The following is a 16,050-nucleotide window of genomic DNA, read 5'->3' on the forward strand; positions in this document are numbered from 1 at the left end:
TGAGCCATGAATGATCCCATCGTGATTGTCAGCGCCGTGCGCACGCCCATGGGCGGGTTCCAGGGCGACCTCAAGGGCCTGACTGCGCCGCAACTGGGCTCTGCCGCCATCCGTGCGGCGATCGAGCGTGCAGGCATCGCCGCCGACGCCGTGGATGAGGTGTTGTTTGGGTGCGTGCTGCCCGCCGGCCTGGGCCAGGCGCCCGCGCGTCAAGCCGCCTTGGGCGCCGGGTTGGATAAGTCCACGCGTTGCACCACCCTCAACAAGATGTGCGGCTCGGGCATGGAAGCGGCGATCCTCGCCCATGATTCGCTGCTGGCCGGCAGCGTCGACGTGGTGATCGCCGGCGGCATGGAAAGCATGTCCAACGCGCCCTACCTGCTGGACCGCGCCCGCAGCGGCTATCGTATGGGGCACGGGCGGGTCATCGACCACATGTTCCTCGACGGCCTGGAAGATGCGTATGAAAAAGGCCGCCTGATGGGCACCTTTGCCGAGGAGTGCGCGCAGCTCAACGGCTTCAGCCGTGAGGCGCAGGATGCGTTTGCCATCGCGTCGCTGACCCGTGCGCAGGAGGCAATCACCCATGGCAGCTTCGCCGCCGAAATTGTCCCGGTACAGGTCGCCGTCTGCAAAGAGCAGAAAACCATCCTGCATGACGAACAACCGCCCAAGGCCAGGCCGGAAAAAATTCCCGGCCTCAAACCGGCGTTCCGCGAAGGCGGCACGGTGACGGCGGCCAATTCCAGCTCGATTTCCGACGGCGCGGCCGCATTGCTGCTGATGCGCGAGTCCGAGGCACAACAGCGGGGGCTCAAACCGTTGGCGGTGATCCATGGGCACGCAGCGTTTGCCGATGAACCGGGGTTGTTTCCGATGGCGCCGGTGGGCGCGATTCGCAAGCTGATGAGCAAGACCGGCTGGAGCCTCGACGACGTCGATCTGTTTGAAATCAACGAAGCCTTTGCCGTGGTCAGCCTGGTGACCATGAGCAAGCTGGAAATCCCCCACGCCAAGGTCAATGTCCACGGCGGTGCCTGCGCCCTGGGCCACCCGATTGGCGCGTCCGGCGCGCGGATCCTGGTCACCCTGCTCTCGGCCCTGCGCCAGAAAGGCCTCAAGCGGGGCGTCGCCGCCATTTGTATCGGCGGCGGTGAAGCCACGGCCATGGCCGTCGAATGCCTGTATTAAGGACTGAGCCCAATGCTGCCCAATGACGAACAACTGCAAATCAGCGACGCCGCCCGGCAATTTGCCCAGGAGCGGCTCAAACCGTTTGCCGCCGAGTGGGACCGCGAACATCGCTTTCCCAAGGAAGCCATCGGCGAAATGGCCGAACTGGGCTTTTTCGGCATGCTGGTGCCCGAACAGTGGGGCGGTTGCGCCACGGGTTACCTGGCCTACGCCATGGCCCTGGAAGAAATCGCCGCCGGTGACGGCGCCTGCTCCACCATCATGAGCGTGCACAACTCGGTGGGCTGCGTGCCGATCCTGAGCTTCGGCAACGATCAGCAGAAAGAGCAATTCCTCAAGCCCCTGGCCAGCGGCGCCATGCTCGGTGCTTTCGCCCTGACTGAGCCGCAAGCCGGTTCGGATGCCAGTGGCCTGAAAACCCGCGCACGGCGTGAAGGCGATCATTACGTGCTCAATGGCTGCAAACAGTTCATCACTTCCGGCCAGAATGCCGGGGTGGTGATTGTGTTCGCGGTGACCGACCCGGCAGCGGGCAAGCGTGGCATCAGCGCGTTTATCGTGCCCACCGATTCGCCGGGCTACAGCGTGGCGCGGGTCGAGGACAAGCTCGGCCAGCATGCCTCCGATACCTGTCAGATCCTGTTCGAGGATGTAAAGGTGCCGGTGGCCAACCGTCTTGGGGAGGAGGGCGAGGGCTACAGGATCGCCCTGGCCAACCTTGAAGGCGGTCGCGTCGGCATCGCCTCGCAATCGGTGGGCATGGCCCGCGCCGCTTTCGAGGCTGCACGCGACTACGCCCGAGAGCGCGAAAGCTTCGGCAAACCGATCATTGAACACCAGGCCGTGGCCTTTCGCCTGGCGGACATGGCCACCCAAATCGCCGTGGCGCGGCAGATGGTGCACTACGCCGCCGCCCTGCGGGACAGCGGCAAGCCGGCGTTGGTCGAAGCCTCGATGGCCAAGCTGTTTGCTTCGGAAATGGCCGAAAAAGTCTGTTCCGCCGCCTTGCAAACCCTGGGCGGTTACGGTTACCTGAGCGACTTCCCCCTGGAGCGGATCTACCGCGATGTGCGGGTCTGCCAGATTTACGAAGGCACCAGCGATATTCAACGCATGGTCATCTCACGCAATCTCTAAGGAGCCGATACATGAGTTACGACACCATTTTGCTCGAAGTCCAGGGCCGCGTCGGGTTGATTACCCTCAACCGTCCCCAAGCCCTGAACGCCCTGAATGCGCAGTTGGTCAGCGAGTTGAACCAGGCGCTGGATGGCCTGGAGGCCAACCCGGAAATCGGCTGCATCGTGCTGGCCGGCTCGAAAAAAGCCTTCGCCGCCGGCGCCGACATCAAGGAAATGGCCGAGCTGACCTACCCGCAGATCTACCTCGACGACCTGTTCAGTGACAGCGACCGCGTCGCCAACCGTCGCAAGCCGATCATCGCCGCGGTCAACGGCTTCGCCCTCGGCGGTGGCTGCGAACTGGCGCTGATGTGCGACTTTATCCTGGCCGGTGACGGCGCCAAGTTCGGTCAGCCGGAAATCAACCTCGGCGTGCTGCCGGGCATGGGCGGCACCCAGCGCCTGACCCGCGCGGTGGGTAAGGCCAAGGCCATGGAAATGTGCCTGACCGGACGGTTTATCGATGCGGTGGAAGCCGAGCGCTGCGGGATTGTCGCGCGCATCGTGCCCGCCGATGAACTGCTCGACGAGGCGCTGAAGGTCGCCACGCTGATTGCCGGCAAATCGGTGCCGATCAGCATGATGGTCAAGGAAAGTGTGAACCGTGCGTTTGAAGTGAGCCTGTCGGAAGGCGTGCGCTTTGAGCGCCGGGTGTTCCATGCCGCGTTCGCCACGCAGGATCAGAAGGAAGGCATGGCGGCGTTTGTGGCCAAGCGTGCGCCTGAGTTCAAGGATAAGTAGCCGTTGCCAACTGTATAGCTGCAAGCTGCAAGTAATCGCCAATGCGCTTTTACTTGAAGCTTGCAGCTTAAGACTTGCAGCTCCTACAGCTGGTAGTTTTTGAGTTCCCGGGCAATCACCATCCGCTGTATCTCGCTGGTCCCTTCGTAAATCTGCGTGATCCGCGCGTCCCGGTAGTAACGCTCCACCGGGTAATCCTCCAAATATCCATAGCCGCCATGAATCTGCATTGCGCTGGAACAGACCTTCTCGGCCATTTCCGAGGCGAACAGCTTGGCCTGGGACGCTTCCGAGAGGCACGGCTTGCCGGCGCTGCGCAGGCGCGCCGCGTGCAGGATCAGTAAACGGGCAGCGTTCAGGCGGGTTTGCATGTCTGCCAGCAGGTTGGCCACGCTTTGGTGTTCGATGATCGCCTTGTCGAATTGCACCCGGTCGCGGGCATAGGTCAGCGCCGCCTCGAAGGCCGCACGGGCGATGCCCAGGGCTTGGGCGGCAATGCCGATGCGGCCGCCTTCGAGGTTGGACAGGGCGATGGCCAGGCCTTTGCCGCGCTCGCCGAGCAGGTTGGCCTCGGGCACGCTGCAGTGGTTGAGGGTCACGGCGCAGGTGTCCGAGGCACGAATACCCATCTTGTGTTCGGTACGGTCGACCACAAACCCCGGGGTGTCGGTGGGTACCAGGAACGCGGAAATGCCCTTCTTGCCGAGGTCCGGGTCGGTCACGGCAAATACAATCGCCAGCTTGGCGCGCTTGCCGTTGCTGACGAACTGCTTGGCGCCATTGATCACCCACTGGCCATCGCGCAATTCGGCGCGGGTGCGCAGGTTGTGGGCCTCGGAGCCGGCCTGGGGTTCGGTCAGGCAGAAGCAGCCAATCGCCTGGCCACTGGCAAGGTCGGCCAGCCAGGTGTGTTTCTGGGCATCGGTGCCGTAGTTGAGGATTGGCCCGCAACCCACTGAATTATGGATACTCATCAGTGCGCCGGTGGCGCCATCGCCGGCCGAGATCTCTTCCACGGCCAGGGCATACGCCACGTAGTCGACATAGGTGCCGCCCCATTCTTCCGGCACTACCATGCCTAACAGGCCCAGTTCACCCATCTTCGCCACCAGGGCGTCGTCGATCCAGCCGGCTTTTTCCCAGGCTTGGGCATGGGGAGCGATTTCACCACGTGCGAAGTCGCGCGCCATGTCACGGATCATTACCTGTTCTTCAGTGTATTCAATGTCTTGCATGGCTTATTTCGCAACCTGCTCGAAGTGATGGAAGAAGCTGTCGACGTGGCTTTTGTTCAGTCCATGGAGCGTCGGCGGGTTCCAGCGAGGGTTCTTGTCCTTGTCGATGATCAGCGCGCGGACCCCTTCGATCAGGTCGCCGCGTTCGAACCATTGGCGGTCAAGGTGCAGCTCCAGGGCAAAGCACTGCTCCAACGGCAGGCGCCGGCCGCGTCGCAGCATTTCCAGGGTCACGGCCATGGCCAGGGGCGAGCGGGTTTGCATCAGGTGGACGGTGTTCAGTGCCCACTCATGGCTGTCGGCGACAGTGACCTCCTGAAGTTGCTCGACGATGCTCGGAATGTCCGGCAGGCCGAAGAAGTGGTCGATCGCGGGGCGCAATGCGGCCAGCGGCGGGTCGGGCAGGCGCTGCACCGCCAGCTTGGCCAGCACGCCTTGCAGGTCTTTGAGGGGCGATTCATGCCATTGCAGGCTGTCGAGTTTCTGGTCGAGGCTGGCCAGCTTGGCGCTGTCCAGGTACCAGTTGGCCAACCCGCAATACAGGGCGTCTGCCGCGCGAACCTGCACGCCGGTCACGCCGAGGTAAATGCCCAGCTCGCCGGGAATGCGCGGCAGGAAGTAGCTGCCACCGACGTCCGGGAAGTAACCGATCGCCACCTCCGGCATCGCCAGGCGGCTGCGCTCGGTGACGACGCGCAAATCAGCACCCTGCACCAGGCCCATGCCGCCGCCCAGGACAAACCCGTCCATCAGGGCCAGTACGGGTTTGCGGTAATGGTGGATGGCCAGGTCCAGCGCGTATTCCTCGACGAAGAAGTCTTCGTGCAGGGTGTCGCCGCGTTTGAAACTGTCATACAGGGAGCGGATATCGCCGCCGGCACAAAATGCCTTTTCGCCCGCACCGCGCAGGACTACGGCATGCACCTGCGGGTCGTCTGACCAGGCGTGCAGCTGTTGCGCCAGGCTGCGGACCATGTCCAGGGTGATGGCATTCAAGCCGGCGGGGCGATTGAGGGTGAGGTGACCGATATGGTTGCGTACTTCGGCCAGTACGTCGTCCTGACGCCTCTCGGCGCTGCTTGCTTCGCTTGAAACCTGAGCAGTCATCTGTAACTCCCTGCTTTTATTGTTCTTTATCAAGATGGTCGTGCGCAAACACTCCCGTGATCGTACCAGTGCAAATTTGCACAGTACAACCCGAAATCATGCAGGTCGTTTTTGCATTTATGCAGGGTGGCGGGCGCGGGTTCAGGTCACGCGGGTTGCCAGTACTTCACCGATGCTGCGGCGCCGAGCGTGGGTTTCTGCAGCATGGATCAATTGCTCCAGCTCCGTCGGGGCCACGTCGTAGAATTGCTCCATGTCCGCCAGCGCCAGCTTCAAGTCGGCGGCCGTGATAGCGGGGTCGCGGGCGGCCCTGGGGTCAGGCAGGACAGTCGTCGACGTCTCGACAGCACCCTTGGGGTAGCGCGTTCGCGTCGCATTATTGTAGGCCAATGCACAGGCCAGCAAGGCGCCGGCGCCGAGTAATACGGCCCCCAATTCGTGCCAGCCCAGGGCGGCGGAGGCAGGGTCGGCCAGGACCAGGCTCATGGCCAGCCCACCGGCGGGCGGGTGCAGGCACCGCAACCAGCACATCAGCACCACGGCCATGCCGGCCGCCAGGCAGGCACCGCCCAGGGTGCGCCCAAGGACGCGGGCCACCAGCAATGCCACGACACCGGCGCACAGGTAGCTGCCGATGATCGACCAGGGTTGTGCCAGCGCCCCGGATGAGACCGCAAACAACAACACCGCCGAAGCCCCCAGCGGGCCCAGCAGGTGCAGGGCCACCTCCATGCCGAAGACCTGGGCACAGAGCCACACACTGAAGAATGTACCCAAGGCCATGCCAATCGCGGCACGGCTCCATTCGGTGGGGCGGGTGTTGATAGCAGCGGGAAACCAGCGAGAGCGCATTGAAAGGAAATCCATAAACGGCGGGCAAAAAAAAGGCTTGTCTGGTTGCCCGGAAAAGCCCTTTGAAAGTTCCTGCATTTGGGGGAGGAACCCGCGCAGTGTGCCGCGCCCGGCAGGGCAGCGCCAATGCATATTAATGAGGGTTAAATACAAAAATAATGAGTTTATCAAGGCGTGGCGGAGCGGTAGATAGCTACCGCATGTGGCCATCGAGTTTACAGTTGGGGTTCAGACGCAACTCAAGGTTGGGCAGGTTTAGCCAGGTGCAGCAGCACATAGGGGGTTCGGTCGAACTCACCGCTCAACGTAGGCGTGATAGAGGCAAAGCGCGGGTCTTCGAGCCCTTCGAAATCCGCCTGGCTCATCACCAGCCACGCCGGCCCTTGCAGCGGTGCCAGGTCAGAAGCTTGTTGGGTAAACAACGGCACCTGGTCGCAGTCGAGGTTGACCATGTATTTGATCGCCTTGGCGTCTTTGCCCAAGCCGTGCAATACCACGGGGGCGCGCTGTTGCTTGACCTGCTCATGCACTTGCAGGGTAAAGGTGCGGGTGTCGTAGACGCTGCGTTCGAGCGGTTCGACCACGGCAATATAGGTTGCCCAAACCGCAAGCACGGCGGCAAGCGCCGGACCCAGCGGCCGCAGGCGAGCCCTGAACAACGCCAGCAATGCCAAGGCTTGCAACACGCCGAGAACGGCGAACACCGGCCCCAGCTGGCTCAACTGCTGCGGATAGCGTGGCCGCGCGAATACCAGCCCGACGATCAGCAGGCCTGGCAGCAGTGTCCATAGACCCAGCATCAGCCCGCGTAGCCATGCAAACAGCCGCCCCTCAGTGACCTGGAACGGGTACGCCGCAATGATCGCTGCCATCGGCAACATCGGCAGCACATAGCGAGCCTTCTTTGCCTGGGGAATCGACAGGCCCAACATCACCAGCAAGCCTGCGGCGGCGCAGTACAGCACCAGTTGCAACGCCGGCGTCGGCACGCGGCGCCCACCGAACGCAAGCGCCAGCAGCACCAGCAGCGCCACGGGATAGGCGAGGGCGTAGTTGCCCAGCGAGCTGGTGAAGTAATACAACGCGCCACTGGAGCCTTCACTGCCGTCCATGCGCCCCAGGAACTGCATGCGGATCACATCCTGCATGAAGCTCTCGCCGCCACTGAGCTTGGCCATCAGCAACAGCAGGCCGACACAGGCCGCCAGCAGCGCCAGGGCCAGCAGGCCAAAACTGAACAGTTGGCGCCATTGCCGGTTGATCAGGTAGTAGCTGCACAGCACACCCGTGGGAATGACCAGCCCGATCGGCCCGCGAATCGCAAAGCCGAGGATCAGCAGCAGGTACAGCCAGTACAGGCGTCTGCCCGCACCGAAATGATCATGGGCATAACCGAGGTAGAACACCGCCAGGGCGATGGCGGCGAGCATCTGGTCGAGGGATACCGCACGGGTTTCACTGATGAAGGTACTGCTCAGCAACAACAGCGCGATGCTCAGCAGCCCCCAACGCTGGGAGTAGGGCGCCGTCAGGCGATACACCAGGATGACGATCACTGCCGAGGCAATCGACGTGGGCAGCCAGGCCGTGAGGCTGGTGACCTGGCCCAGGGGCAGGGACAACAGCCAGGTCATCAGCGTCGAGGTGGCCAGGTAATCGGCATACGGCTGCCCGTAGGTGGTGGGAAAAAAACCCGGCCCATGGCGCAGCATCTCCTGGGCAAATACCACGAAGCGTGAGTCGAAACCGATAATCGCCTGGTGCCAACTGCCGGCGATGAACAACAGCAGCGCCAGCAATCCCAAGCCGAGGGATTGGCGACGAATCGTCGGGCTGAGCAGGGACGGTTGAGCTTTGTTCACGAATCAGGCTTCCACGACCTGCGGCACCCACTGTTGTTGGGGGATCGGCAACTGGCAGGAATCGCCACGACCGATCGGGTAATACTGGAAGCCTTTGCGCGCCAGGCGCTCACCGTCATACAGGTTGCGGCCGTCGAAGATCACCGGGGTTTTCAGGCGCTGGTGGATCAGCTCGAAGTCCGGCGCCTTGAACTGCTGCCATTCGGTGCAGACGATCAGCGCATCGGCGCCGAGCAACGTGGATTCCGGCGTGCCCATCAGCATCAGCCGCTCCTCGTCAGCGTAGATGCGCTGGGTTTCCTGCATGGCTTCCGGGTCGAACGCCCGCACATTGGCGCCGGCGGCCCACAGGGCTTCCATCAGCACGCGGCTGGGTGCATCGCGCATGTCGTCGGTGTTGGGCTTGAACGCCAGGCCCCACAGGGCAAAGGTCTTGCCGCGCAGGTTGCCCTGGAAGAACGCATTGATACGTTCGAACAGCTTGCTCTTCTGGCGCTGGTTGATGGCTTCCACGGCTTCCAGCAGGTCGCTGGAGCAGTTGGCCTGCTTGGCGCTGTGGATCAAGGCACGCATGTCCTTGGGGAAGCACGAGCCGCCGTAGCCGCAGCCGGGGTAGATAAAGTGGTAGCCGATGCGCGAGTCGGCGCCGATGCCCAGGCGCACGGCTTCGATATCGGCGCCCAGGTGTTCGGCCAGCTCGGCGATCTGGTTGATAAAGCTGATCTTGGTGGCCAGCATGCAGTTGGCGGCGTATTTGGTCAGTTCGGCACTGCGCAGGTCCATGAAAATGATGCGGTCATGGTTGCGGTTGAACGGCGCGTACAGGTCGCGCATCACGTCGCGCACTTCTTCGCGCTCGCAGCCGATGATGATGCGGTCCGGGCGGCGGCAGTCGGAAACGGCCGAACCCTCCTTGAGGAATTCCGGGTTGGAGACGATATCGAACTCCAGGTGCCGGCCGGCCAGGTGCAGGGCTTTTTCGATATGGGCGCGCAGGGTGTCGCCGGTGCCCACCGGGACGGTGGATTTCTCCACCAGGATCACCGGGTCGATACGGTGGCGGGCCACCGCATCGCCCACCGACAGCACGTACTTGAGGTCCGCCGAGCCGTCTTCATCCGACGGTGTACCCACCGCGATAAACAGCACTTCGCCGTGTTCGACGGCAAGCTTTTCGTCAAAGGTGAAATGCAGTCGCCCGCTCTCCAGGTTTTCCTTGACCATGGCCGCCAGCCCCGGCTCGAAGATGCTCACATGGCCTTGCTGCAGGAGCTTGACCTTGTTCTGATCGACGTCCATGCAGATGACATCGTGACCGACTTCGGCCAACACAGTGGCCTGCACCAGACCGACGTAACCACTACCAAATACACTGATTTTCATGGGGCATTCCTGGCGCTTGCAGCGCTAGCACGGCGAGAGTTAATGACCAGCACTCCGAGGATGACCAAGGCCACCCCCAGGGTTTTCGAGAGGGAAAAATGTTCGTTGAACACCGGCAGGCTGGCGGCCAGCAGGTACACCAGCGCATAGCTGATGCTCAGCAGCGAATAGGCGCGGCCCAGGGGCAGGTGCTTGAGGGCGCCGAGCCAGCAGAGCATCGACAGCGCGTAGGCCAGGATCGCCAGGCTTACTACGCCCAACGCGGTGAAGTCGATGGCGTTGCTGTTGAACGCGGTCAGCCATTCGGTGGGTAAGGGCAGGCGCGTCATGCTCCAGCGCATGCCCAATTGGGCGGCGCTGACCAGGCCAACGCTGCCCAGGGCCAGGGCAAAACCACGCACGCGGCTCATACCTGGCGCCCCAGCAGCACCACACCGGCAATCACCAGCACCACACCCAGCCAATGCCGTGTGTCGATGGGTTCGTTGAATACACAGCGTGCCACCAGGGTGACCAGGACAAAATTGAGGCTGAGCATCGGGTAGGCGATGCCGACTTCCAGGCGCTGCAACACCAGCAACCACACCATCAAACCAAAACCCAGGCACAGCAGGGCCGACCACAACCATGGTGAGCGCAGTTTCAGCGCCCAACCGTCGGGCTGGCCGCGCCAGCCTTCCACGGCGAATTTCTGCGAGACCTGGCCCATGCATGTCAGCAGGCAGGCCGCCAATAACAGGAGCAGTGTGATCATGGCGCAACCTGCGGGAACACCAGGATCACGATATTGCCTTGCTCGTAGCGCTTGCCGTCCTTGGGCAGCAAGTCCACTTCGGCGAGTTCGTCGTCACCCTTGACGCGCATCACCACACCGACCGCGCCGTGTTTTCGCGCGTCGCTCATCCATTGCTGGACCTGTGTGGTGTCGACCTTGTGATGGGCCGCATCGTCGAAGGCCAAGCCATATTTCACTTCGCCGACGGTGTTATAGAGGGTCACGTCCGGGCGCTTGACGCGCCATGCCAGGGCGGAGGCCGCGCCGAGGTCGTTGCTCAGCAACGCGCTGGTCTGGCTCAACTCCTGGAGGTGATCGATGATGAACTGGTCCGGGGTCTTGTTATAAACCACCGAATGGGGCAATGCGGCCGGGACCAGCGCCACCAGCAACCAGCTGCCGATCGCCGGCGCCGCCCACAAGCGCAGCGGGCGCGACGCTTGCAGCAGGTTGGCGACGATCCAGCCGAACAGGAACATAAACACCAGCACCAGGCTGAGGGTTTCACTGCCGTGCTCATACACCGGTTTTTTCAGTTGGACCCACGTCAGCGCGAGCAAGGCCAGCACGCCGATGACCAGGTTCAGCCAGCCGTTGATGCGTAACACGCGCCCACGGGCCTGGGCCAGTTTGTCGGCCAGGGAATGGCCCATCAACAACGCCAGCGGCAACAGGCACGGCATGATGTAGGAGGGCAACTTGCCCTTGGCCAGGCTGAAAAACGCCAGCGGCATCAGCAGCCACAGCAACAGGAAGGCGGTTTTCGCCGCGCGTTTTTCCTGCCACGCCTGTTTCAGGGTCGACGGCAATAGCGCCACCCACGGCAGGCAGAAGGCAATCAGCAGCGGCAGGTAATACCAGAACGGTTCCGCATGCTGGGCATCGTCGCCGGCAAAGCGCTGGATATGCTCGTGCCAAAAGAAGAAGTTCCAGTAGTCCGGCTCCTGCAGGTGCACGGCCAGGGCCCACGGCAGGCTCACCACAATGGCCACGACCACGGCGACCAGGCCGTAGCCGAGCAGTTCGCGAAAGCGCTTCTGCCAGATCGCGTAGGGCAGGGCGATCAATACCGGCAATAGCCACGCCAGGAAGCCCTTGGTCATAAAGCCCATGCCACAGGCAAAACCGAGCAGCGCCCAGGATCCCAGGCGGCCGTTGCGGGTGGTGCTGTCGAAGCAGAACCACAGGGCAACGCCGGTCAGGTTGACCCAGAACGTGAACTGCGGATCGAGGTTGGCATAGCCGCCCAGTGCCGCCACGCTGACAAAACTCATGTACAGCACGGTGCTGACCAGGCTTTTTTGCGGGTCATTCCACAGCCGGCGCGACACCAGGTACACCAGCAGGATGCTCAAGCCGGTGCTCAGCGCCGAGGCGAAGCGCACGCCAAACAGGTTCTGCCCGAAGATCGCCTGGCCCAGCGCGATCATCCAGTAACCGGCAGCCGGTTTTTCGAAATAGCGGATCCCCATGAAGTGCGGCGAGGCCCACTTGCCGGTCAGCAGCATTTCCTGGCTGATCTGTGCATAGCGGGTTTCATCCGGAATCCACAGGCCGTGGGTGGCCAGCGGCAACAGGTAAAACACACCGAACGCCAGCAGGAGCAGGGGCAAGGCCCAACGCCGGATCATGCCTGCTGCACTCCGAGCCACCCCTCGCGGCCGCTCAAGGCGCCGCGCACCAGGTGTTGCCGGGGCAGGGTGGTCAGGTCCGCAGGCAACAAGTCGCCCAGCGGTTTGAAGTCGATGCCGCGCTGCCCTGCCTGGGCGAGCAACTGGCGAAAATCGTTGGCCATCAGAATCCCTTCTACTTCTGCGTGGATCGTGTAGACGTTGAGCTTCGACTCGGCAAACCGGTCAAGAATGAAGCCGTTGAAGTCCTTGGCGGCCACCACCGGCCCGACGACTTCGTCGAAGGTCGGCAGGTCCACCGGAATTTGTGGCGTGCCCGCGCTGCCATCGGCCAATGTCGGCCGAAACAGGCTGGTACCCCGGCAATCGCTGTTGTAGCGGAAGTTGAAACCTTGCTTGGCTTGCACCACGCGCTCGTCGGCACGCCAACCCGCGGCCGCCGAACAGTCGATGGGTTCGCCGAGGATGTCGCTCAAGGTCTCCACGCCGCGTCGAATCTGCTCGACCAGCTGTGCATCGCTCCAACGCCCGGTGTTGGCCTGCCAGCCGTGGTGATCCCAGGCGTGCAGGCCGACTTCATGCCCCGCCGCCTTGGCCTGGCGCATCAAGTGCCCCAGGTCACGGCCGATCGGCTTGCCTGGCCAGGCGGTGCCGGCCAGCAGGATGTCCCAGCCGTACAGGCCGGCCGCGTTGGAACGCAGCATCTTCCACAGGAACTGCGGGCGGATCAGGCGCCACAAGTGGCGCCCCATGTTGTCCGGCCCGACACTGAAGAAGAACGTCGCCTTGACCCCGGCCTCATCCAGGGATTCGAGCAACCGTGGCACGCCTTCACGGGTGCCGCGGTAGGTATCGACGTCGATGCGCAAGCCTGCCTTCATTACTTTTTGTCCGCGATTTCGAGCATGGCTTCACGCAGGAAGAAGTCCAGCGTGTTGCTGATGGTTTCGCTCATCTCCACGGTCGGCTCCCAGTTCAGCAGGCGCTTGGCGTTTTCGATGCTTGGCTTGCGGTGCGCCACGTCCTGGTAACCGGTGCCGTAGAACGCCTTGCTCTCGACGTCGCGGAAACCAGCAAACGGCGGGAAGTTACCGCGCAACGGGTGCGCCTCGAACTGACGCAGCAGCTCTTCGCCCAACTGGCGGATGCTGGCTTCGTTTTCCGGGTTGCCGATGTTGATGATCTGGCCGTTGCAGGCATCGTTCTCGTTATCGATGATGCGCGCCAGGGCTTCGATACCGTCGGCGATGTCGGTGAAGCAACGCTTCTGCTCGCCACCGTCGAACAGGCGGATCGGCGTACCTTCCACCAGGTTCAGGATCAGCTGGGTGATCGCCCGGGAGCTGCCGATACGCGCCGAATCCAGGCGGTCCAGGCGCGGGCCCATCCAGTTGAACGGACGGAACAGGGTGAAGTTCAGGCCCTTGGCGCCGTAGGCCCAGATCACGCGGTCCAGCAGTTGCTTGGAGACCGAGTAGATCCAGCGCTGCTTGTTGACCGGGCCAACCACCAGGTTGGAGGTGTCTTCGTCGAAGTACTGGTCCTGGCACATGCCATAGACTTCGGAGGTCGACGGGAAGATCACGCGCTTGTTGTACTTGACGCAGTAGCGCACCAGCTTGAGGTTTTCTTCGAAGTCCAGCTCGAACACGCGCAGCGGGTTGCGGGTGTATTCGATCGGTGTGGCGATGGCCACCAGCGGCAGGACCACGTCGCACTTCTTGATGTGGTACTCGATCCACTCGGTGTGGATGCTGATGTCGCCTTCGACGTAATGGAAGTTCGGGTGGCTGCGCAGGCGCTCGATGGCGTCAGAGCCGATGTCCAGGCCGTAGACTTCATAACGGTCGTCACGCAGCAGGCGCTCGGACAGGTGGTTACCGATAAAGCCGTTCACACCGAGGATCAGCACGCGGGTCCGGCGCGGCTTGCGGCCGGACTCGGCACCGCGCAGCACGGAGCCGTCGACCAGGCCCAGTTCGTTGGCCAGTGATGGGCCGGCCAGGTACAGGCCGTTGTCGTTGCGCTGGCCGAACTTGACCACCAGAGAGTCTTCGCCGCAGGCGATGCGCAGCGGGTTGACGCTGATCACACGGCCCGGTGCCAGGCCTTCATTGCCCTTGACCACTTCGGCTTGCCAGACGATGAGCTTGTGCTCGCCGACGGCGCAGAACGCGCCTGGGTACGGTTGAGTCACCGCGCGCACCAGGTTGAACAGTTCTTCAGCGGGTTTTTTCCACTCCAGCTTGCCGTCGGCTGCGGTGCGACGACCAAAGTAGGTGGCCTGGCTTTCGTCCTGGGCCGTTTCCGTCAGCTTGCCCGCAGCCAGTTGCGGCAGGGCGTCGCGCAGCAGGCTGGTGGCCGCATCACGCAGCTTGGCGTGCAGGGTCAGGCCGGTGTCGGTGCGCTCGATCACGACTTTTTGCTGGGCCAGGATCGCCCCGGCATCGGCGCGCTTGACCATGCGGTGCAGGGTCACGCCGGTTTCGGTTTCGCCGTTGACCAGCACCCAGTTGGCCGGTGCGCGGCCACGGTATTTAGGCAGCAGCGAGCCGTGCAGGTTGAACGCACCTTTGCTGGCGGTGGCCAGCAGCGGCTCGCTCAGCAGGTTGCGGTAGTAAAAGGAGAAGATGTATTCCGGGTTCAGCTTGGCAATACGCTCGATCCACAGCGGGTGGTTGGCGTCTTCCGGCGCATGTACCGGGATGCCGTTGCGCGCGCAGAGTTGGGCGACGGAAGCGTAGAAATTGTTTTCCTTGGGGTCGTCGGCATGGGTGAACACGGCGGCAATGTCGTAGCCGGCAGTCAGCAGGGCTTCAATGCCCGCACAGCCAATATCGTGGTAAGCGAAGACAACGGCTTTTGAATTCATGACGAAACCTGATCGGAAGGAAAAGTAGTGGTGGAATGGGAAGACACCAGGCCGTCGACGACGACCACGGGCGCCGGTGCTGCCGGTTGGTTGCGCAGCACTTTTTCAATAAAGAAGCGGGGGCGCGCACGCACGTCGCTGTACATGCGCCCCAGGTATTCGCCCAGCAGGCCCATGCCGATGAACTGGCCGCCGGTGAACACGAACAGCACCGCGAACAGTACGAACATGCCATCGCCGGCCCATTGGGCACCGAAGGCCAGGCGCAGGATGATCAGCGCGAAGGCGAACAGCACGCCCAGGCCCGCGAGGCTGAAGCCGACGATGGACAGCAGGCGCAGCGGGGTGGTGGTCATGCAGGTCAGCAGGTCGAACATCAGGCTGATCAGGCGCATGGCGCTGTATTTGGATTCGCCGTGTTCACGCTCGGCGTGGTGCACCAGGATCTCGGTGGTGTGACGGGCAAAGCCGTTGGCCAGGATCGGGATGAAGGTGCTGCGCTCGCGGCAGGCGAGCATGGCGTCGACGATGGTGCGCCGGTAAGCGCGCAGCATGCAGCCGTAGTCGCTCATGGCCACGCCGGTGGAACGTTGCACGGCGAGGTTGATCAGGCGCGAAGGCCAGCGGCGAAAGGCCGAGTCCTGGCGGTTGTTGCGCACCGTGGCGACCACGTCGTAGCCCAAGGCGGCCTGTTCCACCAGGCGCGGGATTTCTTCGGGAGGGTTCTGCAGGTCGGCATCGAGGGTAATCACCACTTCACCCCGGCACTGCTCGAAACCGGCCATGATCGCCGCGTGCTGCCCGTAGTTGCGATTGAGGATCACCGCCACCACGTTGCTGCCGTCTTGCGCGGCGGCGTCTTCGAGCAATTGGGCGGAGTTGTCGCGGCTACCGTCATCCACCAGGATGATTTCGTATTCGTAGGCCAGTTGCTTGCAGGCGGCGGTGGTGCGACGCAGCAGTTCAGGCAGGCTTTCTTGTTCGTTGTAGACCGGGATAACGATCGACACGCAATGAATAGGGTAGGGTTTCAAAGATTCATGACCTCGGGGCTAGAGCAACTTGGAGCGTAAAAACAGCAGTGATCATTGGGCAAACGTAGGGCTCGCAGGTAAAAAACGGCGCAAAAGTTGAAGTTTAATCAACAGGTTAGCTGGTGTTGTGGGACTCGCTCTGAAGTTTCACGTTCAAGATTAAGCGCAAAAATGTGCAACAGA

General features: G+C 62.6%; 14 protein-coding genes. 3 read left to right on the forward strand and 11 right to left on the reverse strand.

The annotated features are described in order from the left end of the window. Window positions 1-6: 6 nt before the first annotated feature. The 3 genes from BFP99_RS07580 to BFP99_RS07590 are packed head-to-tail and all read left to right on the forward strand — an operon-like array spanning window position 7 to window position 3,116. A complete protein-coding gene (locus tag BFP99_RS07580) occupies window positions 7-1,191 on the forward strand; it encodes an acetyl-CoA C-acyltransferase (RefSeq protein WP_065946986.1) in 1,185 nt (394 codons plus the stop codon). A gap of 12 nt (window positions 1,192-1,203) precedes the next feature. After that, window positions 1,204-2,331: an acyl-CoA dehydrogenase gene (locus tag BFP99_RS07585; protein WP_065946987.1), complete on the forward strand. Its 1,128-nt coding sequence runs from the start codon at window positions 1,204-1,206 to the stop codon at window positions 2,329-2,331. Between the two features lie 11 nt (window positions 2,332-2,342). Next, window positions 2,343-3,116, forward strand: a complete 774-nt coding sequence (locus BFP99_RS07590; protein WP_065927523.1) for an enoyl-CoA hydratase — start codon at window positions 2,343-2,345, stop codon at window positions 3,114-3,116. 83 nt (window positions 3,117-3,199) lie between these two features. Here the strand turns inward: BFP99_RS07590 and BFP99_RS07595 are convergent, their stop codons facing one another. The 11 genes from BFP99_RS07595 to arnC all read right to left on the reverse strand — a co-directional run bounded on the left by BFP99_RS07595 (window position 3,200) and on the right by arnC (window position 15,867). After that, window positions 3,200-4,351, reverse strand: coding sequence for an acyl-CoA dehydrogenase family protein (locus BFP99_RS07595; protein WP_065946988.1), 1,152 nt, complete (start codon window positions 4,349-4,351; stop codon window positions 3,200-3,202). Between the two features lie 3 nt (window positions 4,352-4,354). Beyond that, on the reverse strand, window positions 4,355-5,458 hold the full coding sequence (locus BFP99_RS07600) for an enoyl-CoA hydratase/isomerase family protein (protein WP_065927525.1): 1,104 nt from the start codon (window positions 5,456-5,458) through the stop codon (window positions 4,355-4,357). 141 nt (window positions 5,459-5,599) lie between these two features. After that, window positions 5,600-6,310, reverse strand: coding sequence for an HPP family protein (locus BFP99_RS07605; protein WP_065927526.1), 711 nt, complete (start codon window positions 6,308-6,310; stop codon window positions 5,600-5,602). A 239-nt stretch (window positions 6,311-6,549) separates the two neighbouring features. Next, the gene (locus BFP99_RS07610; protein WP_065946989.1) at window positions 6,550-8,172 is read right to left on the reverse strand and encodes an ArnT family glycosyltransferase; all 1,623 of its coding nucleotides are present in this window, start codon (window positions 8,170-8,172) and stop codon (window positions 6,550-6,552) included. Window positions 8,173-8,175: 3 nt separating this feature from the next. Continuing rightward, window positions 8,176-9,555, reverse strand: coding sequence for a UDP-glucose dehydrogenase family protein (locus tag BFP99_RS07615; protein ID WP_065946990.1), 1,380 nt, complete (start codon window positions 9,553-9,555; stop codon window positions 8,176-8,178). Next, window positions 9,552-9,965, reverse strand: coding sequence for a 4-amino-4-deoxy-L-arabinose-phosphoundecaprenol flippase subunit ArnF (gene arnF, locus BFP99_RS07620; RefSeq protein WP_065927529.1), 414 nt, complete (start codon window positions 9,963-9,965; stop codon window positions 9,552-9,554). Before arnF ends, BFP99_RS07615 begins: the two co-directional genes overlap by 4 nt. Then, window positions 9,962-10,309 (reverse strand): 4-amino-4-deoxy-L-arabinose-phosphoundecaprenol flippase subunit ArnE, encoded by a 348-nt coding sequence (gene arnE, locus BFP99_RS07625; RefSeq protein ID WP_065946991.1) that lies wholly within the window; start codon window positions 10,307-10,309, stop codon window positions 9,962-9,964. Before arnE ends, arnF begins: the two co-directional genes overlap by 4 nt. Further along, window positions 10,306-11,961, reverse strand: coding sequence for a lipid IV(A) 4-amino-4-deoxy-L-arabinosyltransferase (arnT, locus tag BFP99_RS07630; RefSeq protein WP_065946992.1), 1,656 nt, complete (start codon window positions 11,959-11,961; stop codon window positions 10,306-10,308). The genes arnE and arnT overlap by 4 nt, the downstream gene beginning before the upstream one ends. Next, window positions 11,958-12,842, reverse strand: coding sequence for a 4-deoxy-4-formamido-L-arabinose-phosphoundecaprenol deformylase (gene arnD / locus BFP99_RS07635; protein WP_065946993.1), 885 nt, complete (start codon window positions 12,840-12,842; stop codon window positions 11,958-11,960). The genes arnT and arnD overlap by 4 nt, the downstream gene beginning before the upstream one ends. After that, complete coding sequence (arnA, locus tag BFP99_RS07640; protein ID WP_065946994.1) at window positions 12,842-14,833, reverse strand: bifunctional UDP-4-amino-4-deoxy-L-arabinose formyltransferase/UDP-glucuronic acid oxidase ArnA; 1,992 nt, start codon at window positions 14,831-14,833, stop codon at window positions 12,842-12,844. Before arnA ends, arnD begins: the two co-directional genes overlap by 1 nt. Beyond that, entirely contained in the window at window positions 14,830-15,867 is a 1,038-nt protein-coding gene (arnC, locus tag BFP99_RS07645; protein ID WP_065927534.1) for an undecaprenyl-phosphate 4-deoxy-4-formamido-L-arabinose transferase, read from the reverse strand. The genes arnA and arnC overlap by 4 nt, the downstream gene beginning before the upstream one ends. Window positions 15,868-16,050 lie beyond the last annotated feature (183 nt).

The sequence above is a fragment of the Pseudomonas sp. 1 R 17 genome, assembly GCF_900067035.1.
Lineage (GTDB): Bacteria > Pseudomonadota > Gammaproteobacteria > Pseudomonadales > Pseudomonadaceae > Aquipseudomonas > Aquipseudomonas marginalis.